The sequence below is a fragment of the Tengunoibacter tsumagoiensis genome (assembly GCF_003967535.1).
GTDB lineage: Bacteria > Chloroflexota > Ktedonobacteria > Ktedonobacterales > Ktedonobacteraceae > Tengunoibacter > Tengunoibacter tsumagoiensis.
The window spans coordinates 4327700-4353180 of the sequence record NZ_BIFR01000001.1 but is presented as its reverse complement, the minus strand read 5'-3'; the positions used below and the strand labels follow the sequence as shown (position 1 = coordinate 4353180).

Here is a 25481-nt window from a genome sequence, read left to right as displayed (position 1 = left end):
GGATTTTTTTTGCCTGCCTTGTTCTCAAAAATGGTGATATGATAGAGGGAAAGGTAAACAATAATCGAAGGAGTTGGCATGAGTTTTCTCTCGTATCCTGAAACTGAGCAGCAAAAAAAATGGATTGCGATTGCAGGTGAGCTGGCCGATCTATTTGCTGAGCGCGCCGCTAAATATGATTGGGAAGGACGGTTCCCGCTGGAGAATTTTGAGGACCTGCGCCGTTCAGGGTATACGACCCTGACCGTTCCTCAGAGCCTGGGTGGTCAGGGGGCCTCACTATTGGATGTCCTTCTGGCTCATTTTCGGCTGTCACAAGGCGATGGTTCAACTGGTCTGGTGACATGTATGCATCTTATTCATGTGGCGCGTCTTTTTGAAGCTCGGACCGAATATCCCCCCTTATTGAGGAAGATTGCTCAGGATGTTGTAGAGAATGGTGCTCTGATCAACAGCGCGGTGAGTGAGCCTGCAACGGGGAGTCCAAGCCGTGGAGGGAAGCCCCAGACGACGGCATATCGGCAGCCGGATGGTTCCTGGCGTGTCCAGGGACGTAAATCCTTTACAACCGGGAGCCATGCTCTCCAATATTTTATCGTTGGATGTAGCATTGAGGATCAAGCAGATGGTGCCTCAGGCCTGGAGCCGCTCAAAGCCGACAAAGGCAATTTCTTGATTGCCCATGATGCGCCAGGGGTGAGCATTGAAGATACGTGGGACACGCTGGGGATGCGCGGTACAGGCAGCAATGACCTGATTCTAGATAATGTCTGCCTGGAGGCCGATGCATATGTTGATGAGCAGATTCCACCCATGGCTGATGCTCAGGGACGGTTGCCTGCCTGGACCCTTCTGATATCGGTCGTCTATCTTGGGATTGCCCAGGCTGCCCGCGATGAGGCGATCCGCTTTGCGACACAGCGCAGACCGAACTCACTGAAAGCACCAATCTCCAGTGTGCCTCATATTCAAGAGAAAGTAGCCAGGATGGATCTGGCCCTCTTACAGAGCAAAGCCTTTCTTTTCAGCCTGGCAGAACAATTTCAGGCTGATCCCGATAGCGTCCAACCAGCACTGTATGGTGCTGCCAAATATCTTGTAACCAATCATGCAGTTGAGATTGTTGATCTTGCCATGCGTGTTGTGGGTGCAGCGAGCCTGGCCCTTAAATCTCCACTTCAGCGGTATTATCGCGATGTACGAGCAGGCCTGCATAACCCGCCGATGGATGATGCTGCGTTGTCTCAACTGGCTAAATTAGCGCTGGAGGCTCCTCAGACCAGGTCATAAGGAGAGAGGGATGGCTTTTTCCTCTTGAGCGGAACCCTGGGGGAAAGATTTTTTTTAAAATGATTATTCGGCCTCGTCCACAATCCTTACCACAGATGAGTGTGTTATCTAAACAGAGCTCTCATTCTACCTATATTTTGCATGAGAAAGCCCCTTTTTATTATTGGGAGGGGCAGTCATCCCTCTCGATCAAGACCTTTTTTTCGGGTCGGGCACTGTATACTCTGGGCAAAGGATATTATGCGGTCGATGATTGTTCTTATCTTATTCTCAATCATCAGCAGCCCTATACCATTGCCATCGAGGCACTTGAGCCAATTGAATCCTTCTGTATCTTTTTTGAGCCGGGCTTTGCCGAAGAGATCTATCGGAGCCATATACTGTCAGCTGCTTCGTTGCTGGATCGGCCCGGTGCTGACGCGAGTTCTCTGCTGCACTTCTTTGAACGGACCTATCCTCACGATCATCTTGTCTCACCGGTTCTTTTTCAATTACGGGCGGCTGTTCAGAGCGAAACTTTCACTTCATTGTGGCTCTCTGAGCAGCTTCATCGCCTGATGCAGGGGCTTCTACACGTTCATTTATCCCTCTATCGGGAGCTTGAGCAGCTTCCAGCTATCCGAATTGCCACGCGAGAAGAGCTCTACCGTCGGCTCTATCGAGCGCATGATTTTATTGAAGCTCTGTATACAACGTCCATTACCCTTGATGAAATAGCAGCCGTTGCCGAGCTCTCTCCCAACCATTTTTTGCGGATGTTTAAACAGCTCTTTCATGTGACTCCCCATCAATATATCTTGCGCAAGCGACTGGAGTGTGCGCAGCAGCTCTTGCGAGACACAGAGCAATCCGTGACTGAGATCTGCTTTAGCCTGGGGTTCGAGAGCCTGAGCTCATTTAGCTGGTATTTTCAACAGAAGACGGGCGCTTCTCCCAGGATGTATCGAACACAAAAAAAGTGATTTTTGAGAAGTCTGTGCTCTGGTTTCTCGCTATACTGGTGCCAATGGCAGATAATGGCCGTTTTGGTAAGAAGATCAAGAATGTGAAGGAGCCAGTGAATGGAGAATAAAATTGCCCTCTCTCCAGAATTAGTGCATGAATTTGTTGGTAATGCCCATGGTGGCCTTGAGCGTGTCCTCGAGCTACTCGATCAAGAGCCAGCCCTCATTAACGCAGCCTGGGATTGGGGCGGAGGTGATTGGGAGACGGCCCTTGGAGCTGCTTCACATATGGGTCGGAAAGATATTGCGCATGAACTGCTCATAAGAGGGGCTCGCCTGGATATTTTTGCGGCTGCAATGCTGGGAAAATTAGCGATTGTCCAATCCATTATCCAGACATTTCCAGAAGCTCGCGCTTGGCGTGGTCCACATGGAATCTCTCTCTTGAGCCATGCCCAGGCCGGAGGCGATGAAGCCATTCATGTGGTTGAATGGTTGCAGGGGCAGAGCCAGCTTTAATCGTTTGCATCCCTCGAAGAGCTCAAGCAAGATCCTCACCCTGGTGAGCCGTCCAAAGGGCTGAGGCAAGACAGCATATCTGTCTTGCCTTTTTTTTGCTTTTTTGGCGACATCGACCAGCAGGGCAGTATGTTGTGACGGGGAGATTTCGAGTGATCTAATGGTGATGATGCCCTGTCTGGCTATGTTCGTGGCTATGAGGGTGTCCTACATAGGGAGCATGTGCATCGATCAGCGTGCGGCGTTTCGTTTCGGGGGCCTGGAGATAGCCCTCTAACCAGCTAATAACCTGATCGAGGCCGGACTCATTTTTCAGATTCGTAAAGAGAAAGGGCCGTTCACCACGCTGTGAGCGGGCATCGCGCTCCATTACCTCTAACGAGGCTCCCACATAAGGGGCCAGATCGATTTTATTAATCAGAAGCAGATCGGAGCGAATAATGCCAGGCCCGCCTTTGCGAGGAATCTTATCTCCCCCTGAGACATCAATTACATAGATCGAGACATCCACCAGTTCAGGGCTAAAGGCCGCCGCTAAATTATCCCCACCACTCTCCACAAAGATTAACTGCAGATCGGGCAGACTGTCCTCTAGATCTGCAATTGCTTCAAGATTCATAGAGGCATCTTCACGAATCGCGGCATGTGGACAGCCACCAGTCTCCACTCCCCGTACACGTTCCTGGGGAAGCGTTCCCTGCCGCAAAAGAAACTCAGCATCTTCAGTGGTATAGATATCATTGGTCACCACCGCCAGATTATAGCGGGGATAAAGCCGTTTGCTGAGACGATCAACCAGAGCCGTCTTGCCACTCCCTACGGGGCCAGCGATCCCAACGCGGAAAGCCCGCGTTACCGTATTCACCGTATTTTCAACCATACATCAATCCCTTCCAATAAAGTGTTGAACGTAGATACAATCCTTGAGCACGCTTCAATCCATCGAACATCAGACACATGGTTATAGTATATCTTTCTTCACTGCGAAAGGGCAGGATCTTTTCGATAGGATCTGACGTTTTTCATGTCTCCAGAGGGAGAACAGAAGCGTAGCTCTTGTCCTCCCAGGTTTTCCTGTGCATCTCTTTAAAAGAGAAAATATTTCTGAGCCATGGGGAGGACCGTTGCAGGTTCGCAGGTCAAGAGCTCACCATCTGCACGCACCTCATAGGTCTCGGGATCGACCTCAATGTTGGGGGTAGCAGAATTGTGGATCATCTGAGCCTTGCCAATCGAACGACAGGCCTGTACAGCGACCGCCTGCTTCTGGAGTCCCAACTGAGCAGGCACCTCAGCCTCGAGCGAGGCCTGAGAGACAAAGGTCACGCTGGTAGCAGCGGTTGCACGACCAAAGGAGCCAAACATCGGACGATAAAGGATTGGTTGAGGAGTTGGAATGGAGGCATTGGCATCGCCCATCGCGCTCCAGGAGATCAAGCCTCCCTTGACAATCATCTCTGGTTTGGTGCCAAAGAAAGCGGGCCGCCAGAGCACGAGATCCGCCAGTTTGCCGGGCTCGATGGAGCCGACATGTTCTGCGATCCCATGGGTAATGGCAGGATTGATCGTATATTTGGCTATATAGCGTCTGGCACGAAGATTATCATTGCGGGTTGAATCCTCGGCGAGAGGACCGCGCTGGACCTTCATCTTATGGGCCGTCTGCCACGTTCGCGTGACGACCTCGCCAACGCGTCCCATCGCCTGGGAATCACTAGAGATCATGCTAAAGACGCCAAGATCGTGCAAAATATCCTCGGCTGCAATCGTCTCTGGTCGGATTCGGCTCTCTGCAAAAGCGACATCTTCAGGTACCTGGGAATTCAGATGGTGGCAGACCATCAACATATCCAGGTGCTCCGCAATGGTATTCACGGTATAGGGGCGTGTTGGATTTGTCGAAGACGGAAGAATATTGGGGAACGAGGCGATCCTGATGATATCGGGCGCATGGCCACCACCAGCCCCTTCGGTATGATAGGTATGGATGGTGCGACCAGCGATCGCCGCGATCGTATCTTCCACAAAGCCTGCTTCATTGATTGTATCGGTATGGATGGCAACCTGCACATCATACTCATCTGCGGCCTTGAGGCAGATATCGATTGCGGCGGGTGTGGTTCCCCAGTCCTCGTGTAATTTGAGGCCACAGGCACCAGCGCGAATCTGCTCGGCCAGCGGCTCACGAGTAGAGGCATTTCCTTTGCCCAGGAAGCCAAAGTTCACTGGCCATGCCTCGGCGGATTGTAGCATGCGCGCCATATTCCAGACTCCTGGCGTACAGGTCGTCGCATTGGTGCCCGTCGCTGGCCCCGTCCCACCTCCGATCATCGTCGTGATTCCATTTGACATCGCCTCATAGATCTGTTGTGGTGCAATAAAGTGAATATGGCTATCAATGCCGCCAGCGGTCACAATGAGATTTTCGCCAGCAATAACCTCAGTGCTTGCCCCCACAATCAGAGCGGGATCGACCCCTTCCATCGTATCGGGATTGCCAGCTTTGCCAACCTTGACAATGCGACCATGTTTGATCCCAATATCGCCTTTGACAATCCCCCAATGATCCAGGATCAGAGCGTTGGTAATCACCAGATCGAGCGCAGAAGTAGAGCGGCTACTCTGTCCCATACCATCACGGATCACCTTGCCGCCACCAAAAGTAATCTCATCGCCGTAAATAGTAAAGTCCTTCTCAACCTCAATAATTAATTCGGTATCGGCCAGACGGACGCGATCACCTGTTGTCGGTCCATAGAGATCGGCATACGTCTGGCGGGGGATAGATAAACTCATACGTGTTGCCCTCTTTAGTGATAATGGTAGGATTGACAGAGCCTTGCGATCATCAGAAACGCATTGTCAGACAGAGGATGTCCAATCTCACCGCTATTTCGTTTTGTGGTGGGAATCTCTCTCTAGTATACTGTGAAACGAGCCTGCCCTGTAGGAGTCGGCGAGATCACATGGTTGTTTTGACTATGAAAACAGATATCTGGCCAGACCAAGGAAAGGGCTGACACATTGCCCCCCCGGAGATACTATCAGTTCAGCTGGTAGTATCTCCGGGGGGCTGTTTCTCATCGAGGGTCAGAGTGTTTCAATTCTGAGCCTCCATTCCTGTTCCAGGATGGAATAGTAGAGGCTATCTTTCCATGCTCCTTTGTTCCATTTATGCTCGCGAAAGTGTCCCTCCTTCTGCATTCCCAGCTTTTGTAAGACATGCTCTGATCCCTGGTTGCGCGGATCGCAGGTAGCAAAGATGCGATGCATGTTGAGCGTTGTAAACCCCTCAGCGATCATCGCCTGTGCAGCCTCGGTTGCATACCCATGTTGCCAGAAAGAAGGATGGATACCATAGCCGAGCTCAGCCTCTCGAGCATCTTGCTGCATAATTTTTAGCCCACACCAACCAATGAGCCGCTCCGATAAGACAATGGCCAGATGATAAAATATCCGTCCCGGCTCGTGTTGATGGGTCACATGAAAAGCGAGATCTTCATGGCATTCCTCCAGCGTCCAGGGCCCATAGCTGAGGTAACGGGCAAACTCCGGCTGCGATTCATAGTGATAGATAGCGGATAGATCGGCCATCGTAAACTCGCGTACGATAAGACGCCTGGTTTGTAGATGCAAGCGAGAGCCTCCTTTTAGCATGAGCTGGCTAAGGCAAGCGCTGTATGATCCAGCGATTGAACATGATGTATGGAATCATTCTATGGAATCATTCTATGGAATCATTCAATATAGGCTTCTCCAGGAGAGGTGTCTTAAACCTCAGCCTGTCAAAGGGTTGAGACCAGCTATTTGAGCTCTCCATTGACCTTTCCCTGATGTCCATAGATGATGCGCGCGCCAGCAAAGGGAACCAGCGTCACTTCTTTTTCTTCACCTGGCTCAAAGCGGACTGCTGTACCCGCAGCAATATTTAGACGTTTTCCATATGCTTGCTGCCGTTCGAAGCTCAAGGCAGTATTGACCTCAAAGAAGTGATAGTGGCTCCCGACCTGAACCGGGCGGTCGCCGGTATGTTTTACTAAGAGCGTCGTTGTTGGGCGTCCAGCATTAGCGATAATTGGGCCAGCCGCAGCATCAAGGAGATATTCGCCTGGTTTCATAAGCAGTGCCCTCCTTCTTATTGAATGGGATCATGAACGGTAACCAGTTTTGTTCCATCGGGAAAAGTCGCTTCGACTTGCACCTCGTGAATCATCTCCGCAATCCCTTCCATTACATCAGCTCGTGTCAGAATCGTCGTGCCGAAGCTCATGATATCGGCGACACTTTTGCCATCGCGAGCCGCCTCCATGATCTCGGCGGTTAAAATAGCGATGGCTTCGGGGTAATTGAGCTGAAGTCCACGAGCCTGTCGCTTACGAGCCAGTTCGGCAGCGACAAAGATCAGCAATTTTTCTTGTTCGCGTGCTGTCAAATACATAGGGAAACCTCCTGCATCGTAGCTAAATAGTGTACTAATAAACCTTGCGGGGCAGAATCGCCTCCTCTCCATAGAGCTCTAATTTTGCTTCTTGCCAGAAACGTAAAAGGCCAGGAGCCAGATCACGGCCTTTATTGCTCAGGCCTCGCACAACCAGCCCGTGAGACACAAGCGTGCTGACACCCCAGAGACTTTCTGCTGGTTGGCTCAGTTCTTGAGCAAGCCTCCCCAGTGAGCGCTCTAAGGCAAGCCAGCGCTGAGGCTCAAGTCCAACGCGGCAGAGGTAGAAGCTACAACTGTAGGTATAGGGGCCAAGTCTGGCGGAAGAGCCCATACGTTGTCTGGCTGGTTGTAGCTGAAAATGTTCGCTGGCGATGGGTCGATTGAGGGCAGAGATGGTAAAGTGATTGGTCAGCTCCTCATAGGCGAAGAGCTCGCCATGAGCGGTCCGACCAGGAGCAATAATCTCCCACCAGAAGAGGCCAGCATTCTGCTCTAACTGAATCGTTGTATATTGCTGATAGCGCGATCCCGCAAAAGGAATCAGCATATCGGGCAGATACTCTAGCCGGCCACCCTCCCGAACCACTATCTGAGTGCGTTGAATAGCCGGAGGCATGGCGGGCCGGCTGCGATAGATGCGTGTCGCGCTCGTCGTCGTCACTTGAACGTCAGCTCGAGGCTGTACTTCAAGCGAGAGCTCCAGGAGATCACCTCCTAAGACTCCACCTGAAAGATTATGGAGATGGAGGAGCACACCTCCCAACGGGAGGGGAAAGGCACGTACGACTTTGAGTGGTGGCTGCTGTTCGGTGCGTATGAGCTGTGTTCGTTGTGTATCAGGCTCCTGGCGGAAGCTAAGAACTAAGCGCCCGAGCACCTGTGGTTGAGACGCCTCTGCGAGAGCCGGAATTGTCGTGATGGTCTGCTTCAATACTCGCTACCTTTACGGGTTATCGTACGGGTTATCGTTGTGGATTTCCTGCCTGCGGTAAGGGCAGAGTCTAACTGATAAAGAGTCGCGTGGTCAGTTGGGGATGGCGCATACTGGCTGTATCAATGAGCGGAGTGAATACAACGCTCTTTTCAGCATACTGCTCACTTCTTTCGCTTACCTCAAGAAGAACGGGTTTGAGACGCCAGAGTATGGCACTGGCCTGGCTTTGTCCCAGAGGAAGCAGCCGTTGGCAGGCTGATACCTGAGCGAGTAGAGATTGATGGAGGAAAGCGAGCACAGTTGTTGCGGCATCTACTCCCAGTATACCACCAACAAGCCCAAAAACGATACTATAATGGAGCTCAGCTCTTTGTTCTTTTGCGGCCTGCTGTGCCATCGCTAAAAGTGGATCATCTTCCAGCGTGCGCACCAGTTGAAGGAAGCGCCGGCCCAGCGTTGCGCTGGCGGTTCGGCTCTCGCGAGCTGTCTTGAGGGCACTCATGCGATCATTCAGGACAACCCACTGTGTGCTAAAGTTTGCTGACTGCTCGTGGTCGCTCAAATGATGGGACTGGCGACAGAAGCAGCTTTCAAGCAGGCCAGCCTCTAAGAGCGATTCTTGTAGAAATGCCTCGAGCGTCTCTACAGTGAGATAGCCTTCAGCCACCAGCGATTCCAGGCCAAAGGAGTGCGCCGTTGAGCCAATGGGAAGGGCGCTATCCGCCAACTGAGCAAGGCGCAGGAAGGCGAGATAATCAAGCTGGAGAGAACCTTGCATGAGCTTTGTTCCTTCTTCTCGGGCAATAATTGATGGCGTACATGCAGCTTACCATAAGCCGAGAAAAAAGACAAATAGAGGATGGCCGTCATGCTCTCGGCCATCATCATTTGGTCTGACGGTCTCAACTGTTTGTAGGATTGTCTTCGCGGAGACAGGACAGCTTCTTCTTCTGTCTGGTTAGAGAAGAAGATCCGCATGAATGCCCAGCCGGGCCAGAGGATTTAATTGAATATTATCTGCTGGAGGCAAAGGATAGAGTTGCAATTCTGAACGCTGTTGATCATAGCAGAGGATCTGATCACCCTGATTACTGGTAAAGCCTCCGGCCAGAATCGTTCGCCAATCGTGATGTAAGCCGGTCACATTTGCAAGTAGAGTGAGCCTGCCATTATGTTCAACTGCATAATGCCTGAGCTCGCCAGCCTTCTGACTATAACAGAGCAGGCTCTGTTTTGTACTTGCCCCAAATGCACCGCTGAGCAGGAGATCCCATTGTGTATCGAAGGGGTAGTCGTGCTTCAATGAGAGATAGCCGCTCTCATCCATACTGTAGAAGCGAGCCAGACTTTGAGCGCGGCTATAAAAGAGAAGTCCCGCTGAATCAGTCTCCATTGCTAGAATCTGATCCCATCCCGTTCCTAGCTGATAGCCTTTTTGAAGCTTTACCTGAAGATCGCTCGTAATCTGATGGAGTTCAGCATAGCCATAACTGCGATCGTAACTCAGGATACACTGCTTATTATTATGGCCTGGAAAGACAGGGAGAAAGATATCCCAGGTTTTTGCCCAACCCGCATCATTTCTGATCGCATTGAGCTTTCCCTCGGCAGTAAGTTGATAGAGCGCAATCACCCCATGAGTACGATCATAGAACAGCACCCCCTCTTCTCCTGTCTTCTGATTAAGTTGGAGGCGAACGGCTTGATCCCAACTGGTACTCCAGCCATGGTAGGAGGCAGTGCGCACAAACGGGCCATGAGCGAGCCTGGCGCTAGAGGCAATAGTGTAGACGGTCGCCTCTCCATATTGCCGTTGATAGAGCACAAGCGTGTGATACTGTTCAATTGATAACGGTACAGCATTCGTCTGGCGATGGGCCAGAGTAGCAGTTAGCGGTTCTGTCGCAAGCAAGGCCTCCGCCATGCTTGCAGCCCCAGCAATCTTTAAGAAAAGTCTGCGATTAACGGTCATCCTTTTGTCCCTTTGTGGTTGATTTGCTATGAAAATTTATCCAAAAACACTTTTTAGATGTCTGGCAGATGTTTTTTCTGTATGGGAGATATCCTGTTCTATATTGTAGCAATTTACATATAAAAAACCATTCGTAGAAAGAAGTAGAAATTTCTTAGCAGAATATGTCATAAATAAAAGCATATTATTCATCGTTTTTACGTGATTTCAATGTTTTAAAGCACAAATATTTATAAAAATATAGATATATGTCATAACAATGGGTTACATATACTTACTTTGGTAAAGAAGGTAGGGATTGCGAAGATGTTGTGACCGATCATCTTCAGAAGAACCAGATTCTTCACAATACTATCTGTTGGCATGGCTAGCAGTGGCCATCTATCACTTGAAGCCTTCTTTATTCATAAAGAAAGAGCGGAGCAAAATGCAAACTCTTTATTGTTTTGCCGTGTGAAGTAGCATGAAGTGTAGAGGTGCGTATGAAATATAGGGTTATCTGGCGTGTAAGTTTAGTGTTTGCCATGTTATTAAGCGTTTTTTTGTCTCTCTTTGGGAGCCTTCAAGCGCTTCAGGCCAGCCCTTCTCGAGACGATGTAGCGTCAGCTAGCTTACCACTGAGCCAAAAATTTGTGCTCAAAGCTGCTGCAACTGCGAAAGTTCCTCTCATTATAGTCAATCCTGGTCAGACTATCGAGAGTACCAGCGGGCAATTTGTGACCACTCTTTATGGACAGGGCCTTCTGCCTTATACTTTGTATCAACTAAAAGACACGAATCATACGTGTAAAGACTCCATCAATAGTGCACGAACGCGTGTCCGTACGGATATCCTGGGGAATTTTGCGTATAGCATTACTGGTGGAGATGGCGTAACCCCTTGTCTACCGGGTACTATTGTTGTGACGGCAAGTGCTGGACATACATCTTACCAGACAAACTTTACAGTACTGAAACCTGCACGCAGTAAGGAGCCAAAATTGCAGATCAGGCCTGCTGTCGTGACTAACAGTGCAACCGGGAGTTTTGTGAGCACTATTACCCTGCAAGGGCTATCTGCTTATAGCAGCTATGTTCTTAAGGATGATTTTACTTGCCAGACAAGTATTAATAGGAGCGAAAGTCAAGTAACTCTTACAACTGATGGTGTGGGAAATGCGGCTTTTATCTGGGGTGGGGGCTCAAATTATGTACAAGCTTCGACTCCATGTATACCAGGTACGTATCATGTGACGCTTAATGCGTTTCCAACGGCAACGGCAACGGCAACGGCAACAGCTACGGCAACGCCAAGTCCAACGGCAACGGCAACGGAGATCCCAAGTCCGACAGCAACGGCAACAGAGACCCCAAGTCCAACAGCAACGGCAACGGAGATCCCAAGTCCGACAGCAACAGCAACGGAGATTCCCAGTCCAACAGCAACCGCGACGGAGACCCCAAGTCCAACGGCAACGGCAACAGAGATTCCCAGCCCAACAGCAACAGCAACAGAGATTCCCAGTCCAACAGCAACAGCAACGCCAAGTCCAACAGCAACAGCGACGGAGACCCCAAGTCCAACGGCAACAGCTACGACGATCCCGACTCCAATTCCCAGTCCATCTGTGACGCCACCACCTGCCTTTGATCTGGCGATTAGTAATAGTAACGCGGGAGGAGCCAGTGCTGTGGTGGGAGATAGCATAAGCTACACCCTGACGGTCCTCAATGTGAGCGGATTGGTGCCAGCAAACAATGCTATTATCGTGACGGATAGTATTCCTGTTGGTTTAACAGATGTGAATGTCAGTTCTACAACGAGCGATTGGGTCGTGACAGTCAATGCTTCTACCAGCCCTTCGTTTGTGGTTGCTACCTATCTTGGAACCACGCCTATCAGAGCAGGTACGATTCTGCCAGGGATTACTATTGTTGGAACCGTAACTGTGGATGCTATTCCCATATTGACTGATACAGCATCAGTAGCCAGTATTGGCGATCGCAACCCGGTGAATAATATTGTTACTACTACGATCTCTGTTTCGGCGGCTCCAACACCGACAGCGACTCCCAGCCCAACTCCCAGCCCAATGGCGACAGCGACTCCTAGTCCAACCCCTGGCCCGACGCCACCACCCACCTTGCATGAATATCAGCTTCCTAAGGGGAGCGGGCGTTTATCTGGAATCGCGTATGGTTCTGATGGTGGAATATGGTACCTGGATCCTCTCTCAAACAGGTTGGGGCGTGTAAATCCAGATGACGGTTCTATCAAGACATATGCCATTCCGACTGGTGGTAGTCTGCCCGATTCTCTGGTAGCAGGCCTGCATGGGGATCTGTGGTTTACTGAGAGGGGGGCCAGTCAGATTGGACATTTTGTCATTGCCACCACCACCTTGACTGAGCTTTCAATTCCAACAGCTAGAAGCGCTCCCGAAGGCATTGCGATGGATTCAAATGGTCAGGTCTGGTTTGTTGAACATGATGCGAATCAGATTGGAGTTGTGACCATTTCGGGTGTTATTCAAGAGTATCCTATTCCCACGCCGAATAGTGGGGCCCAGAAGATCGTTGTCGATGTACATCATAATGTCTGGTTTAGCGAGCATCGGCTGGGGAACATTGGTCGTCTTGCCTCCGATGGCACATTTACGACCTATCCTCTGGCAAGTACTACTGCCCAACCATCGGGAATTGCAGTGAGTGCTGATGGGAGCCAGGTCTGGTTTGTTGAGCAGGGCCCTAATCAGGTTGGGCGTTTAGATGTTCAGACCGGAACTATAAGCGGATCTGCGATTCCATCGTCTAAAGGCCGTCCTGGAAGTCTGATCCTTACACCATCTGGACGTTTCTGGTTTGTACTGCCAGCGACGAATCAGATTGCAAGCTTTGATCCAACCCAACCAGAAAGTATCACTGAGTATACAGCACCAACGGCTAATAGCCGTCCTCAGGATCTGACCGTGGATGGGAATGGAGCCATCTGGTTTACTGAGAACTATACACATAAAGTTGGAAAAATTCAGCCTTAGAAGCCCTTATCAGGTACCTGGCATGCCAGCGCGGCATTGAACGAGAGTGCGCACTATTTGGAGATAGATCTCAGAATAGTGCGCATTCTCCGTTTACGGTAAATTGTGGTGGTCGCTGTAGAGCCTATTTGTACTCGATTGAATTAATGGTTACAGATGCAGGATTTCCTCCAAGTTCTTCAAAGAGCACCAGTGTATTCTGTTCCTGGAGCCACTCGGCTGGCAGGTGATAATAGCGCTGACTGGGCTCCTCCGAGCTTTCGGTCAGAATGATGTTTTTGTGCCACAGGTTGGCAGGTGCATTACCAGCAACCAGCCAGTAGCGACCAATGCAGCGACCATTCAGCCAGGCGAGACCTTTGCGCATTCCTGTGAGATCCACTACCAGTGCGCCCTCTGTGGTAGGTCTTGTGAAGGCAATCTTCCACCAGTAGAGTGGGCTTGCAATAGCTTTCGGGCCAGCATCTTCCCATGTGGCTAACGTTGCGCCAGCTCCAAAGAGAGCTGTTTGCTCGCCAGCCAGACCAGGCTGAATGCTCCAGGGTCCTTCTAGCGTCCGACCATTCCAGCGAGCATTGCCCCAGAGACCTTTGCGTTCCTCGACCATATTGGCATCGATCATCCAATCTCCTTTAATTAAGCCGAGAGAGCAGCACAGGAGCTCAAGTTTATGGTGTCCAGGCTCCAACGTAAAGGTAAAGGTCTGTGTAAAATGAGGGCCATCCAGAGCTCCCCGATCTTCAGTCAGAGGTGTTTGTGTCGTTGCCTGGAGCTCACCGTTGACGAAAACATGCACCACATCCGCAACCCCGGTCAGTGTGAGCGTGCCAGGGCCGGTCTGATCGACAGAGACAAAGAGGTCCGTTGTATACCAGCAATAATCTGTTTGATCATGCGTGTAGGTGAGCTGTTCTATGGGCGTTGTGCTTACCAGTGGCTGCTGTAACGTTTCAGGCCAATGTTGAGGTCGTGGCTCTGCGCACCAGCTGATATGTGAAATGGCTTGAGGTTCAATGTTAAATGTCTGTTCGACCCGATCTTCAGCCTTGATCTCAGCGCTGTGGAAGATCTGCTGGCCTTTTGAGAGTATCAACACAGAACGTGGGGGAAGCGTATAGGTTGTCTGTGCCCATGCTACAGGTGCCTCTTCAAAGTTATCATTACAGAGGAATACCAATGCATCTGCATTCTCTCCATACACATAGGCGCGTTGAAGCTCTCCTAATGTGTATTGGGCAGGCTGTTCTTCTGTAAGAAGTAGGGAACTATAGCTGTAAAGAAGTTCATGCAGGCGTCCGAGGTGCCGACTTTTGGTTGTATGATCGCCAAACTCGTTGAGTGGAGCTGTAAAGTCGTAGCTCGTAGTCTGGAGATACATACTTTCGCGGCCAAAGTTCGTCCCTCCATGCCACATATAGTAGTTGACACCAGTGCCTCCAGCAGCGATAAAGCGAGCGACCCCATAGGCGACATCTTCTGGTGTGCGAACGTGATGGGGATGACTGAAGGTATCATACCAGCCAGGCCAGTTCTCCGTCCATATAGCCGGCTGATCAGGATGTTTGGCAAAATGATCTTCAATCTGATCATGACTATAGAAGCCGTTCATGGTTTCAATGGCTCCCTGAGCAGCCCCGACACACATAATGAGCGGTACTCCAAGTTGCAGATCAGCGCCCAGATCAGAGACCCATTGGAGGTAGCGTTTGCCTTCATCTCCATAGCGAGCCCCAATCAGATTATATTCATTTTCTAACTGAGCAAGAATAATCGGGCCACCTTGATCGGCAAAGAGAGGGCGTACATAATTGACCAGAAAGCGTACCCAGCGTTCCATCGCTTGCATAAAAGGCTGATTGTATGTACGCATCTGAATCTCGGGCACCTCGCGTAACCAGGCAGGGAAGCCGCCATAGTTGGTCTCTGCACAGATATACGGTCCAATACGGAGAATAACATGCAGGCCATGTTCCTGTGCCAATTCGCAGAAGTGATACAGGTTCAGCCGATCCGAGAAATCGAACTGTCCTTCCTGGACTTCATGGAGGTTCCAGAAGACATATGTCTCAATTGTATTTAAGCCAGCCTCTTTGCTGCGTTTCATCAATTCTGGCCACATAGTTGGAGTGCTGCGGGGATAATGAATGGCCCCGCTGAGGAGGAGAGTTCTTTCGCCATGAATAAGAATAGCGCGTGAGTCATAGCTAATAGGAGATATCGCCATAGATATATAATCCTCAATTCTGGCTATTTTAAATGCAATGATTGAAGTTCTCATCGTTGCAGGAAACGGAGCTCATCGTAGATGAATTCTCTTTCTTAACCATACCATAAAGAAGGGGTATTTTGCTATGAGCGAATGAGCATTTTTGGGGATGGAGAGGGGAGAGCCCCTGATGGGACGCTTGTCTCTGTCTCATCAGGGGTGATATCGTACAAGATATTAATCAGCATTTAAGCGTAGGGTCTGACTGAGCGACGGATGGGTTGCTAAGCGGACCATCAAGACCAGTGCGGTAAAACAGATCAGAATGAGCCCCCCGATCACAAAAAAGAGCGAGGCAGGAAAAATGATCTGGAGTTGAGGGAGAGGAATATGTTGTGCCAGTCCATTGCTTGTTCCTCCATTTTCGCCATTCACGATAATACTCGTCTGAATGAGCGAAGGGAGAACCATAAGAGAGAGTAAGAAACCGGCAATAATCCCCAACACTAACATGAACGTGTAGATGACCCCTTGTTCCCAGGAGATCATCCCGGCCAATTGACGGGGGCTTGTTCCCAGGGCTCGCAAGAGAGAGAAACCGAGAAGACGATTGCGGGCATTGAGCCATGAAATGAGCAAACTCCCCAGTAAAGAGAGGAATAGAGGAGCCACCGTCCCAATTGTCATTGCCCCCACCAGATTGAGGATCACAGGATCTTGTTGCTGAGAGGCAATAAAAACTCTCCGATCCAGAATAAGGGAGCGAGGGAGCATAAGTTGAGTAAGGGCGGCGCGGATAAGATTCTGATTGGCTTCTGGAGAAGAGCGAATCCAGACGTAATTGGGAGCAATGGGTTGATCTGGCGTACTTAAAAGCGCCGCATAGGTCTGATAGTCAACCAGAATACCGCCACCGGTAAACCGAGTTGTCCCTGAGGTAATATTTGTGGTAGGGATCGCCTGAACGATAGTGAGTACCTGGCAAGGGATAGTATTCTGATTAATAGTGATAGAGACTCGTGAGCCAGCAGAGACACGCAATGCCTGAGCGGTATCGGCTGCAACAATCACAGGTAAGACATGATCTTTTTGTGCTTGAGCGCGCTGACTGGAGAGCTGGCTCATCAGACTGGGCAGAGACTGTTGCGAATAGCGAGGAGACCAGATCGCCGTTTGAGCAAATTGCGCTGTATCGACCGCTTTGATCTGGAAAGTGGCCCCTAGAAACTGTGCATTATCTAGTAGACCAATTGATGAATGTTGGACACCAGGAATATGCTGAAAGCGAAGATTGATATCAGAGGCCAGACCCATGTTATCGTCTGGTAGCCATCCACTAAAATCAGCTCCGACCTGATAATTTACAACATCATAAATGCGTTGATTTTGTGAAGCTGAAAAAATCAATGTAAAGATAGTGAGAGCAGTAGTCAGAGTAAGCAGGAGGATAATGCGTTGTGCCTGTCGTGGGGTACGGGCAATATTTGCCAGAGCAAGCATTCCAGAGATCCCACTGCGGCGAGCGGCCAGATGAGCACCACCTTGTGCCAGACGCGGAATAACGCGAAGGAAGAGCAAGAGAAGAGCCAGTAAAACGAGCATGGAAGAGATAAGAACGAGAGGCGACAACAGCTCTATAGTTGCGGAATCATTCAGCGTCCCTGTATTAAGTATATAAAGGGTATATCCATAGCCGGCCAGCGCCAGCAGGCCCAGCAAAGCATCGAGATAGAAGCGCTGCCAGAGTGAAGGGCGGCTCTGGCGTCCAGTCTCTCTGCGTAATGCCAGCACATCCAGTCGTGTTGATTGGTAGAGTGTAAAGAGAGTCACTCCCAGGCTGGCTCCCAGGGCGCCCAGTGCATACCAGCGAATACCCCAGACAGTCTGGAAGGGATCAGAAGTAATGAGAGAGAGCGCTCCCATATCGGAATGCAGAAACAGGAAGTGAATCAGTATTATCGTCAATGGAATGGCCAGGAGGGGTCCCAGGAACAGAACACAGAGCGCGATGAGAAGACTCTGGAGCGTAAAAACGCTGAAGATCTGCCAGCGACTGGCCCCTCGGCTACGCAGAATGGCAATAACATCCGTCTGTCGCTCTACAAGGAGCTCCGTAGCAATAGCAATAAAGAGGAGAGCCATTCCGGCAATGAGAATAAGGAGCAGTCCAACAGGGATCTGGGCGAGAGCCAGCCGTGTTTGAAAGGTCGAGAGGATATCAGCAGGAGTATTGACACTATCATAATGAATAGTATTAACTGGATTGTTCGTTGCATCCGTTGTAAACGTATTCAGATTGGTCAGAAGTGAATCAAGATTATCAGTTGTAATAGTGTTAAGATTGAAGTGAAAATCGCCAAAAACATCTGTACTGGCTAGATAAGCTGGAGCAGGTAGAGGCGTAGGAGGAAGCTGACTGGTGCCGCTATTCGTAGATTTAGCGGCTGGCTGAGGGGCATCAATAGTGGAAATGAGACTTTCAGTTGCCACCAGAGCACTGGAGAGATTAGGGAGCTGTGGACTTCTTTGAGGATCGATAGCATTCTGGTCAAAAGATGCTCCATGCCAATAGTCCTCGTGAGGATTGATTGGTTGAAAGAGACCAACGAGCCGGACTTTCCAACGATTCGTAGGATTGGGTGAATTGTTGAGCGCCGTCTGCTGATCGGGTGTTAAGAAGCGGCTATTGGCTTTATCAAAAGGCGCAAAAAGAGTAAGTTCATCGCCAATTTTCAATGCAGGCGCACATTGAGGCGCAGGACTGATAAAGCCAGAGTGGAAAGGGGTCTTATAGAGACATTGAGCAGCCTGTGGAGTCAGAGCGATCTCAATAGCATCTGTCGCCTGAGCGGGCAAGCGTCCAGCAAGTAATTTCACATGAGAAGAGAGATGTTTCTGTGGGAAGCCCAGCAATTGCATTTGTGGCCTGGGGCTATTTAAAAAAGGAGTAAGTTGAGAGAAAGTTTGCACTTCCTGCATATCAGGTAATATGAGAGAGAGGCCTGGTGACGTAGTGCCATACCCATGGATCTGGATTGAGAGAGGATCAGGTATGGTATAAATTTGAGAGCCAAGATCGCTTTCAGCAACATCTGATAATTGGTTCAGTACAGGGCCAATGCCAGTAGCCTGAACTTTCCCATGAACATTAATCGTAGCATTAGCAGAATCTGACTGCAACAATGTGCGTAACCCTGCATTTAAAGCGACCTCAGAATAGAGAGGAACGGCGCAGACCAGAAGCACCGCCGCCATCATTCCTAATGCCGTAACAATCAACAAACGCCAGGTCTGACGGATCTGCCATCCAGCAAGTGTAACGATAGAGAGAAAAGACGATATGTTGTCCCTTCTCTGTGGGTGTTGGCTTTGTGAAGCTGTCATGATCTTCTTCCAATCTCTGTCATATTAGGATCGTTTGAGGTATCTCTTCTATAACACAAAAGTGAAGAGAGAAGATGTATGGATGAATGGAGAGAAAGAAACTTTGCTAGAGATTGTCTCGTGAGATTAGCTATGTTATACTAAGGAACAAAATGTGAACCTTATGTGTTCATAGAAGTAGAAGCCACAGCGTGGATTTCTTATCAGACACAACCTTAGGCGAAAGGGGAAAGATAGACAATGCCAAAGAAGGGTGAACTTTCAAAGACAGCTCGTGCCTCACTTGCGAATCGCGAAGAGGTCAATCACATCACAGATAAAGTCTGCGTCAAATGTGGAGAGCCAATCTGGTTGAAAGATCTACAGCCGGTAAAAGTCATGGGCAAGGGAATGTCCTTCTACCATAAAGAACATTATCAGGGCCAGTAAGCTGCTGCCTTGTCAGAGCCCAAAGCAAGCCCCCATCTTCTGGGGCTTGTTTTTTTTGTCCACTTGACAATCCCTCTTCAAACTGTCACAATCGGCGCAAATAGTCATTGGAGGAGAGAAGCGGGATGACATCATCGCTACAGCAGTCAAATCAAGTATCTTCAGTTGGTGGAAGTGATCTCCTGGTGGCCTTTCAAGGCGAGCGAGGAGCATTTGGTGACGAGGCTGTCCAGGCCTATTTCCACTCGTATCTGCAGAGTTCAGATTCGACACCTTCGCAGTCATACTATGAGCAGATCCTTCCTATTCCCTGTCGCAGCTTTGCAGATGTCTTCCGAGCGGTAGCAACGGGAGAAGTTGAATATGGCCTTGTGCCAGTCGAAAATTCCCAGGCTGGTAGTATCAATGATGTGTATGATCTCCTGCGCCAGCATGATCTCTTTGTCATTGGAGAGATCGCTCATCCTGTCAATCATTGTCTGTTAAGCTTACCTGGTCAGAAGATGAGCGATATCAAGCGTGTCATCTCTCATCCCCAGGCTCTGGCCCAGAGCGATGCCTTTCTGCGTGAGATTGGAGTAGAGATCGTCGCCACCTATGACACCGCAGGCAGCGCCAAAATGGTGCGGGAAGAGCAGCTTCAGGGAGTAGCCGCTGTAGCAAGTGCAAGTGCAGCGGATCTTTATCAATTGGATATTCTTGCGCGTGGGATTCAGACAATCAAAGATAACTACACGCGCTTTATCGCCCTCAGCCGGGTGCCTGCTCTGCTTAAAGAGGGGAAATCAAAGACCATGCTCGTAATGGCCACCTCCCACCAGCCAGGCTCCCTTTATGCCTGTCTGGGCTATCTGGCGGCGAATCAGATTAACCTCTTGAAGCTTGAATCGCGCCCCTCGCGACAACAGGCCTGGGAATATGTCTTTTATCTTGACCTTGAGGGTCACCGTGATGATTCAGGAGTGCGGAGTGCGCTGGCAGATCTGGCAGGGCATACAACATTCTGTAAGGTGCTAGGCTCGTTTCCACGCACTATCTAGATCCTGCCATCTCCCTGGAGAAGTATGGAAGAAAACAAAGGAGACGGTGCAGCGGCTCTTTACAGAGCTTTATGCACCGTCTCCTTTGTTTTCTTCCAGAGCAGAATCAGTTTTAGCGCTTAATTTTTAGCGTGCTGACAAAATTCTGTGCCAGCACTTCATATGGTTCGGCATAGTATTCTTCAACGCGACCTGCATCGCAGAGAGCCGCCAATGCTGGATCAATAGGCATCGTGCCAAGCAGAGGTGCACCAGTCATGCCAACGAGATCGGTTCCATTGCTGGGTCCAAAGATCTCATACCGCTCGCCGGAAGGTGTCTGGAAATAGGACATATTCTCAACGACACCAACAATCTCACCTTTTAACTGTTGTACCATATTGATACACTTCATAACAATCATCGTTGCCAACATTTGAGGTGAAGAGACAATCACCACACCATCCAGTGGGAGAGACTGCATGACCGTCATGGGAGCATCGGAAGTCCCTGGAGGCAGATCGACCAGAAGATAATCGAGATTACCCCAATCGACATCATTATAGAACTGCTTAATGGCGCTTGACACCATCGGACCACGCCAGACCACAGGATCACTCTCCTGTTCCAGGAACATATTCATCGACATCACTTTGATGCCCCCTTTGCTGCGCAGAGGCTCAATCCCATCATTGGCAGACTTAGAGGGCTGTCCTTTTGTGCCAAACATACGAGCGATGCTAGGACCAGTGATATCGCCATCCAGGATGCCGACCTGGAGTCCCTGGCGGCGGAGCGAGACTGCGAGCAGGCCCGTGACCAGTGATTTGCCGACGCCACCTTTTCCACTCATAATAGCAATAACATTTTTAATCTTGCGATTGGGCTCGCTTGAAGCCATAGTTAAAGGCACCCCGCGCCCAACAGGAGCTTTTTTGGGGGCCACAGAGATTGGTTCACCGTTGACTGCAGCATTGAGATCCTGTACCAGAAGATCAAGTTTCTCAGGTGTGAACCGATGAGTGCGTGCGCCACCGGCGACGCTTTCACGGGCACCAACGGCACAGGCCGTACAGGGGAGGCCATGGCCATGAAAAACCTTCACCGTCGCAGGGAATTTGGTGACGACATCATGAATGACCATATCGGCAGTAATCGTATCCGCCATGTTTCGTATCCTCATATGCGGCAGAGCTCAGATAGCCAGCCGCTCTTCTTAAAGTAATAGCAATGGTTGACAAGATGAGATAAAAAAGCTAATTCCGACCGTTCTACTCTGAAATAATTATAGCACAAGCCAGGGAAGTCTGACTATAGAAAGTTTGGTAGCCCTTTCACCCCATAGGGAACAGAAAGAGAGCATTTGAGGGAAGGTAGAGAAACACGTCTTATTGTACGAGAATCAGTTTTCTCGACGCAACCATTGGAGCGGAAGATGAACGAAGTCATCGGATGCCAGAGCAATTGCGTGGGGAGAGATGAGTATGTTATCATGATCTGCAAGAGCACGAGGATAGTTTGAGGGACGCGATGACGGAACATAGGAGAGACGGTATGGAGGCAGAGACCGAGGCAAATTACCTGAAACAAGTAGATTTTTTCCAGGGTTTGAATGATGAAGATATAACTATCCTCATGTCTGTCGCCAAGAGACGCACGTTTCGTGCGGGCGAAGTTATTTTTCATCGCGACGATCCAGGTCAGGCTCTCTACGTTATCAAAGAAGGAAAAGTAAAGATCTGTTTGATCAGCCCTGATGGACAGGAGATCTCCCTGGTGGTCTTTGGCAAAGGGGAATGTTTTGGTGAATTAGCGCTCCTGGACGGGCTCCCACGCTCTGCTGACGCAATTGCCCTTGAAAAAGTTGAATGCTATACCCTGCAACGTACAGATTTCCACAACACCATTATCAAAGTGCCACAGATAGCCATTCAGATCCTTGAAGTTTTGAGCAAACGGCTACGTATGACGGATCAGAAAGTCGAAGATCTCATCTTTTTAGATGTCTATGGTCGTGTTGCCAAAAAGTTATTGGAGTTGGCCGAGAGTCATGGTATTCAAGGTCCTGAGGGAGTGCGTATTGATATGCGCCTGACCCAGCAAGAACTGGCCTCAATGGTTGGAGCCTCACGTGAGAGTGTTAATAAAGTGCTTGGCTACTTTATGGATCGCCAGTACCTTAGTACCGACCGTCACCGGATCACCCTGCATCGTATTGCAGACTTGAAGCGGCGCATATACTAGCAGTAGTACAAGACGAGTCTGGAATGGTTGTGACCTCAGGTAGAGGTAAGACGTCCCAAAGGAGTCGTGTACCTGTTTTTGTGTCAACTCAGTACGTGTTGAAGGGACTGCGAACTCTTGGAGAAACCTATTTCGACGAAACAACCCCCAGTGCAACCGAATGAGAAAGGAGCTCCCTCTCTTGTCGCAGAGAAAGAAGCTCCTTTGAATAGAAGCACTGCAACGCGGCTACGAGCGCTCCTCTCGATCTTGCGCCCACGCCAATGGACAAAGAACTTTGCTGTTTTCATCGGCCTGGTATTTGCACAGAAGCTGAGCAACATACCCTCTTTAGAGAGAACACTGCTGGCGTTTGTGATCTTCTGTCTTGCTTCTAGCTGTATCTATATTTTGAATGACCTGCTGGACCTGGAGCAGGATCGACAGCATCCCATCAAGCGCTCACGTGCCTTGCCTTCTGGTCGTTTGCCGATAAGTTGGGCTATCGGCGAAATGGTAGGGATTGCACTTCTCTGTGGAGTACTGACAATCACCCTCTTTGGAGTACCATTTTCGACCCATGATGTTTATCGTCAATTTGGGGGAACCAACCTTCTTTTTGCCCTGATCGTAGCAGGTTATCTGCTGATGATGATCTTTTACAGCTTTCGGCTCAAGCATGTGGTGCTCATTGATGTCTTTTGTATTGCGGCAGGCTTTGTGCTCCGTATTCTGGCGGGTGCAGTTGCCGTCCCTGTAGTGATCTCGCCGTGGCTCTATCTCGTCACCTGTTTTCTCTCCCTGTTTCTGGCCTTTAGTAAGAGACGACATGAACTGGTCTTATTACAGGGGCAGGCAAGCAGTCATCGACAGATCCTGAAAGAGTACAGCATTCCGATGCTTGACCAGATGATCACAATTACCGTTGTTGGGACATTGATGGCATATAGCTTATACTCCTTCCAGAGCCCAACGGGAGATCGTCACCCTATTTTTGTGACGATTCCATTTGTCTTTTATGGAATTTTTCGGTACTTGTATCTCGTCTATATGCGTATGGAGGGCGGAAGTCCCGAAGAAGTCCTACTACGTGACCGGCATATGCTGGTAACCGTTGTACTCTGTACAGTCTTAATCGTTTCCGTACTGTATCTACTACCATAGTACTGGAGTATATGTTTGTTTACTCCGAAGATTCGTACTGGTATAGTGTTATCACTGGTACTTGCTTTTGCGGTAACCATTGCACTGACGTTGTATGGGGATCTACCAAGAATGGTGGTGGCCTTATCGCGTTTTCAGTGGTGGTTTTTGCCACTCATTTTGGGATGCGCATCTGGCAATTGGCTTGGGCGTTTTCTGAAATGGCAGTATTATTTACGACTTCTCGAGATCTCCATCCCCTGGGAGAAAAGTGTCCTCATTTTTCTCTCCAGTCTGTCGATGGCCGTGACACCTGGAAAAGTTGGCGAGCTATTAAAATGCTATCAGGTCAGGCACGTATCTGGGGTTCCAATCAGCCAGACGACACCAATTCTGGTTGCGGAACGTCTTACTGATGGTATGGCAATGATGCTACTAGCAACTGTCGGGTTAGGCTTTTATCGCTCTGGTTGGGGTTGGCTTATAGTGTTTGCTCTCTGTGAGGTTGTAGGAGTAGCCTTGCTCCAGAATAAACGAGTGGGTCTTTTCCTGCTAAAGAAAGCTGATAGGAATGCTTTTTTGAAGAGATGGACACATTTGTTACAGGTTTTTCATGAGAATGTTGCGGTGTTGTTTCAATGGCGACCATTGTTGATCGCGATTGGTTTCGGCCTGTTTGCCTGGTTTGCAGAGGCGGTTGCCTTTTATTACATTTGTGTTGGGCTAGGGATTGCTGGTGGTAGCGATCTTTTGCTGCGCTCAGTGTTTATTACGGCTATTGCTGCGGTTGTAGGTGCGATCTCCGGGCTGCCAGGTGGCCTGGGGACTTCTGACGGAAGTATTGTTGGATTGACACGAGTTCTGATCTCGTCGTCCAATACATTGGGAGGGGCTGCTGCATTGTTGATGCGCCTCTGTACTTTCTGGTTTGGGCTGCTGGTTGGCCTTGTGGCCCTGCTTAAAGCACGCTCATTACCCAGGCAAGATCCTCCAGAACAACGAGAAGATGGTTGGGAGCGAGGGGTGAGAAACAAGAAAGAGACCATAGCGTTTTTGCAGAAACATTGAGCGCAGTGGATCACTGCATAATGGTTGTGGGTTTGTACACAGCGCCCATATTTGTCTTAGCGAGTACAGGAGAAAGTTGTATGAAAGCACTCATTATTATACCTACCTATAATGAATACGAGAACTTACCTTTGCTATTAGATGGAATCTTCTCGTATGTACAAGATACTGATACTGATGTTTTAATTGTTGATGATAATTCTCCTGATGGCACTGGCCAGTTGGCAGATCAGCTTCATGAGCAGAACCCTCGCGTGAGTGTGATGCATCGTACTGGTAAACTGGGACTGGGCACCGCCTATATAGCAGGATTTAAGTATGCTATCAGCCATGGTTATGATGCGGCCTTTGAAATGGATGCCGATTTCTCACATGATCCTAAATATCTGCCTGATTTCTTGCGCGAGATTCAGCACGCTGATCTGGTGATTGGTTCTCGCTATATTCCTGGTGGTGATACCCCTAATTGGTCGTTGTCGCGCCGCATTATTAGCGGTGGTGGCAATATCTATACCCGAGCAATGTTGGGCCTGCCAATTCACGATTGTACAGCTGGTTATCGTTGCTATCGCCGTGAGGTATTGGAGAACCTGGATCTGGATACCGTGCAGGCTCAGGGGTATGCCTTTCAGGTAGAGATGACCAATCGCGTGGTCAAGTTGGGGTATAAAATTGTTGAGACCCCGATTGTTTTCATGGATCGTCGCGTAGGAAAATCTAAAATGTCGCGCAAAATTTTTATTGAGGGCTTTACGTATGTTGCGAAAGCGCGCTTTAATAAGCAGACCTATACGCGAAAGCCAGTAGCGGTGACGGTTACACAGCCTGAAGAGGTTACCTCCTCAAGCAAGTAAGGAGAGATGGTTCGGCGGAACGTCTTTTATATAATTAT

At 49.5% G+C, this 25481-nt stretch carries 21 protein-coding genes; 10 read left to right on the top strand and 11 right to left on the bottom strand.

The window, feature by feature from the left end:
* Positions 1-78 precede the first annotated feature (78 nt).
* The 3 genes from EL628_RS17075 to EL628_RS17065 all read left to right on the top strand — a co-directional run bounded on the left by EL628_RS17075 (position 79) and on the right by EL628_RS17065 (position 2753).
* Positions 79-1290: an acyl-CoA dehydrogenase family protein gene (locus EL628_RS17075; RefSeq protein ID WP_126581125.1), complete on the top strand. Its 1212-nt coding sequence runs from the start codon at positions 79-81 to the stop codon at positions 1288-1290.
* 59 nt (positions 1291-1349) lie between these two features.
* Complete coding sequence (locus tag EL628_RS17070) at positions 1350-2252, top strand: helix-turn-helix transcriptional regulator (protein WP_126581124.1); 903 nt, start codon at positions 1350-1352, stop codon at positions 2250-2252.
* A gap of 99 nt (positions 2253-2351) precedes the next feature.
* Entirely contained in the window at positions 2352-2753 is a 402-nt protein-coding gene (locus EL628_RS17065) for an ankyrin repeat domain-containing protein (protein WP_126581123.1), read from the top strand.
* Positions 2754-2910: 157 nt separating this feature from the next.
* On the opposite strand, the gene ureG is transcribed toward EL628_RS17065, so the two are convergent.
* From ureG to EL628_RS17025, 8 genes are all read right to left on the bottom strand, one after another.
* Complete coding sequence (gene ureG / locus EL628_RS17060; RefSeq protein ID WP_126581122.1) at positions 2911-3633, bottom strand: urease accessory protein UreG; 723 nt, start codon at positions 3631-3633, stop codon at positions 2911-2913.
* Between the two features lie 206 nt (positions 3634-3839).
* On the bottom strand, positions 3840-5549 hold the full coding sequence (gene ureC / locus EL628_RS17055) for an urease subunit alpha (RefSeq protein ID WP_126581121.1): 1710 nt from the start codon (positions 5547-5549) through the stop codon (positions 3840-3842).
* Positions 5550-5843: 294 nt separating this feature from the next.
* Positions 5844-6389, bottom strand: a complete 546-nt coding sequence (locus EL628_RS17050) for a GNAT family N-acetyltransferase (protein WP_161975561.1) — start codon at positions 6387-6389, stop codon at positions 5844-5846.
* Positions 6390-6556: 167 nt separating this feature from the next.
* The gene (locus EL628_RS17045) at positions 6557-6871 is read right to left on the bottom strand and encodes an urease subunit beta (RefSeq protein ID WP_126581119.1); all 315 of its coding nucleotides are present in this window, start codon (positions 6869-6871) and stop codon (positions 6557-6559) included.
* 17 nt (positions 6872-6888) lie between these two features.
* Positions 6889-7191 carry an urease subunit gamma gene (locus EL628_RS17040; RefSeq protein ID WP_126581118.1) on the bottom strand — a complete coding sequence of 101 codons (303 nt, stop codon included), beginning with the start codon at positions 7189-7191 and terminating at the stop codon, positions 6889-6891.
* A gap of 34 nt (positions 7192-7225) precedes the next feature.
* Positions 7226-8125, bottom strand: coding sequence for an urease accessory protein UreD (locus tag EL628_RS17035; RefSeq protein ID WP_126581117.1), 900 nt, complete (start codon positions 8123-8125; stop codon positions 7226-7228).
* A gap of 70 nt (positions 8126-8195) precedes the next feature.
* Positions 8196-8906, bottom strand: coding sequence for an urease accessory protein UreF (locus EL628_RS17030; protein ID WP_126581116.1), 711 nt, complete (start codon positions 8904-8906; stop codon positions 8196-8198).
* Positions 8907-9086: 180 nt separating this feature from the next.
* Complete coding sequence (locus tag EL628_RS17025) at positions 9087-10100, bottom strand: hypothetical protein (protein ID WP_126581115.1); 1014 nt, start codon at positions 10098-10100, stop codon at positions 9087-9089.
* Positions 10101-10582: 482 nt separating this feature from the next.
* Here EL628_RS17025 and EL628_RS17020 point away from each other — a divergent pair, with 482 nt between their 5' ends.
* Complete coding sequence (locus EL628_RS17020) at positions 10583-13117, top strand: virginiamycin B lyase family protein (RefSeq protein ID WP_126581114.1); 2535 nt, start codon at positions 10583-10585, stop codon at positions 13115-13117.
* A 124-nt stretch (positions 13118-13241) separates the two neighbouring features.
* Here the strand turns inward: EL628_RS17020 and EL628_RS17015 are convergent, their stop codons facing one another.
* Together EL628_RS17015 and EL628_RS17010 are read right to left on the bottom strand one after the other, a co-directional pair.
* Positions 13242-15341, bottom strand: a complete 2100-nt coding sequence (locus EL628_RS17015; RefSeq protein ID WP_126581113.1) for a beta-galactosidase — start codon at positions 15339-15341, stop codon at positions 13242-13244.
* 219 nt (positions 15342-15560) lie between these two features.
* Positions 15561-18707, bottom strand: a complete 3147-nt coding sequence (locus EL628_RS17010; RefSeq protein ID WP_126581112.1) for an ABC transporter permease — start codon at positions 18705-18707, stop codon at positions 15561-15563.
* A 240-nt stretch (positions 18708-18947) separates the two neighbouring features.
* On the opposite strand from EL628_RS17010, the gene EL628_RS17005 reads away from it, so the two are divergent.
* Complete coding sequence (locus EL628_RS17005) at positions 18948-19136, top strand: hypothetical protein (protein WP_126581111.1); 189 nt, start codon at positions 18948-18950, stop codon at positions 19134-19136.
* 125 nt (positions 19137-19261) lie between these two features.
* A complete protein-coding gene (pheA, locus tag EL628_RS17000; protein ID WP_126581110.1) occupies positions 19262-20176 on the top strand; it encodes a prephenate dehydratase in 915 nt (304 codons plus the stop codon).
* Between the two features lie 112 nt (positions 20177-20288).
* Here pheA and EL628_RS16995 read toward each other — a convergent pair whose 3' ends face one another.
* Entirely contained in the window at positions 20289-21323 is a 1035-nt protein-coding gene (locus EL628_RS16995; protein WP_161975560.1) for a P-loop NTPase, read from the bottom strand.
* Between the two features lie 386 nt (positions 21324-21709).
* Between EL628_RS16995 and EL628_RS16990 the strand changes: the two genes are divergently transcribed.
* From EL628_RS16990 to EL628_RS16975, 4 genes are all read left to right on the top strand, one after another.
* Positions 21710-22399, top strand: a complete 690-nt coding sequence (locus EL628_RS16990; protein ID WP_161975559.1) for a Crp/Fnr family transcriptional regulator — start codon at positions 21710-21712, stop codon at positions 22397-22399.
* 204 nt (positions 22400-22603) lie between these two features.
* Positions 22604-23542: a decaprenyl-phosphate phosphoribosyltransferase gene (locus EL628_RS16985; protein ID WP_126581107.1), complete on the top strand. Its 939-nt coding sequence runs from the start codon at positions 22604-22606 to the stop codon at positions 23540-23542.
* A gap of 15 nt (positions 23543-23557) precedes the next feature.
* Complete coding sequence (locus EL628_RS16980; protein WP_161975558.1) at positions 23558-24589, top strand: lysylphosphatidylglycerol synthase transmembrane domain-containing protein; 1032 nt, start codon at positions 23558-23560, stop codon at positions 24587-24589.
* A gap of 80 nt (positions 24590-24669) precedes the next feature.
* Positions 24670-25443, top strand: coding sequence for a polyprenol monophosphomannose synthase (locus EL628_RS16975; protein WP_126581105.1), 774 nt, complete (start codon positions 24670-24672; stop codon positions 25441-25443).
* The last annotated feature ends 38 nt before the right edge of the window (positions 25444-25481 follow it).

Excerpts from the sequence above, each read along its gene's own strand:
- EL628_RS17075 (WP_126581125.1), top strand. The coding sequence starts at position 79 with ATGAGTTTTCTCTCGTATCCTGAAACTGAGCAGCAAAAAAAATGGATT.
- EL628_RS17070 (WP_126581124.1), top strand. The coding sequence starts at position 1,350 with ATGATTATTCGGCCTCGTCCACAATCCTTACCACAGATGAGTGTGTTA.
- EL628_RS17065 (WP_126581123.1), top strand. The coding sequence starts at position 2,352 with ATGGAGAATAAAATTGCCCTCTCTCCAGAATTAGTGCATGAATTTGTT.
- ureG (WP_126581122.1), bottom strand. The coding sequence starts at position 3,633 with ATGGTTGAAAATACGGTGAATACGGTAACGCGGGCTTTCCGCGTTGGG.
- ureC (WP_126581121.1), bottom strand. The coding sequence starts at position 5,549 with ATGAGTTTATCTATCCCCCGCCAGACGTATGCCGATCTCTATGGACCG.
- EL628_RS17045 (WP_126581119.1), bottom strand. The coding sequence starts at position 6,871 with ATGAAACCAGGCGAATATCTCCTTGATGCTGCGGCTGGCCCAATTATC.
- EL628_RS17040 (WP_126581118.1), bottom strand. The coding sequence starts at position 7,191 with ATGTATTTGACAGCACGCGAACAAGAAAAATTGCTGATCTTTGTCGCT.
- EL628_RS17030 (WP_126581116.1), bottom strand. The coding sequence starts at position 8,906 with ATGCAAGGTTCTCTCCAGCTTGATTATCTCGCCTTCCTGCGCCTTGCT.
- EL628_RS17025 (WP_126581115.1), bottom strand. The coding sequence starts at position 10,100 with ATGACCGTTAATCGCAGACTTTTCTTAAAGATTGCTGGGGCTGCAAGC.
- EL628_RS17020 (WP_126581114.1), top strand. The coding sequence starts at position 10,583 with ATGAAATATAGGGTTATCTGGCGTGTAAGTTTAGTGTTTGCCATGTTA.
- EL628_RS17015 (WP_126581113.1), bottom strand. The coding sequence starts at position 15,341 with ATGGCGATATCTCCTATTAGCTATGACTCACGCGCTATTCTTATTCAT.
- EL628_RS17010 (WP_126581112.1), bottom strand. The coding sequence starts at position 18,707 with ATGACAGCTTCACAAAGCCAACACCCACAGAGAAGGGACAACATATCG.
- EL628_RS17005 (WP_126581111.1), top strand. The coding sequence starts at position 18,948 with ATGCCAAAGAAGGGTGAACTTTCAAAGACAGCTCGTGCCTCACTTGCG.
- pheA (WP_126581110.1), top strand. The coding sequence starts at position 19,262 with ATGACATCATCGCTACAGCAGTCAAATCAAGTATCTTCAGTTGGTGGA.
- EL628_RS16995 (WP_161975560.1), bottom strand. The coding sequence starts at position 21,323 with ATGGCGGATACGATTACTGCCGATATGGTCATTCATGATGTCGTCACC.
- EL628_RS16990 (WP_161975559.1), top strand. The coding sequence starts at position 21,710 with ATGGAGGCAGAGACCGAGGCAAATTACCTGAAACAAGTAGATTTTTTC.
- EL628_RS16975 (WP_126581105.1), top strand. The coding sequence starts at position 24,670 with ATGAAAGCACTCATTATTATACCTACCTATAATGAATACGAGAACTTA.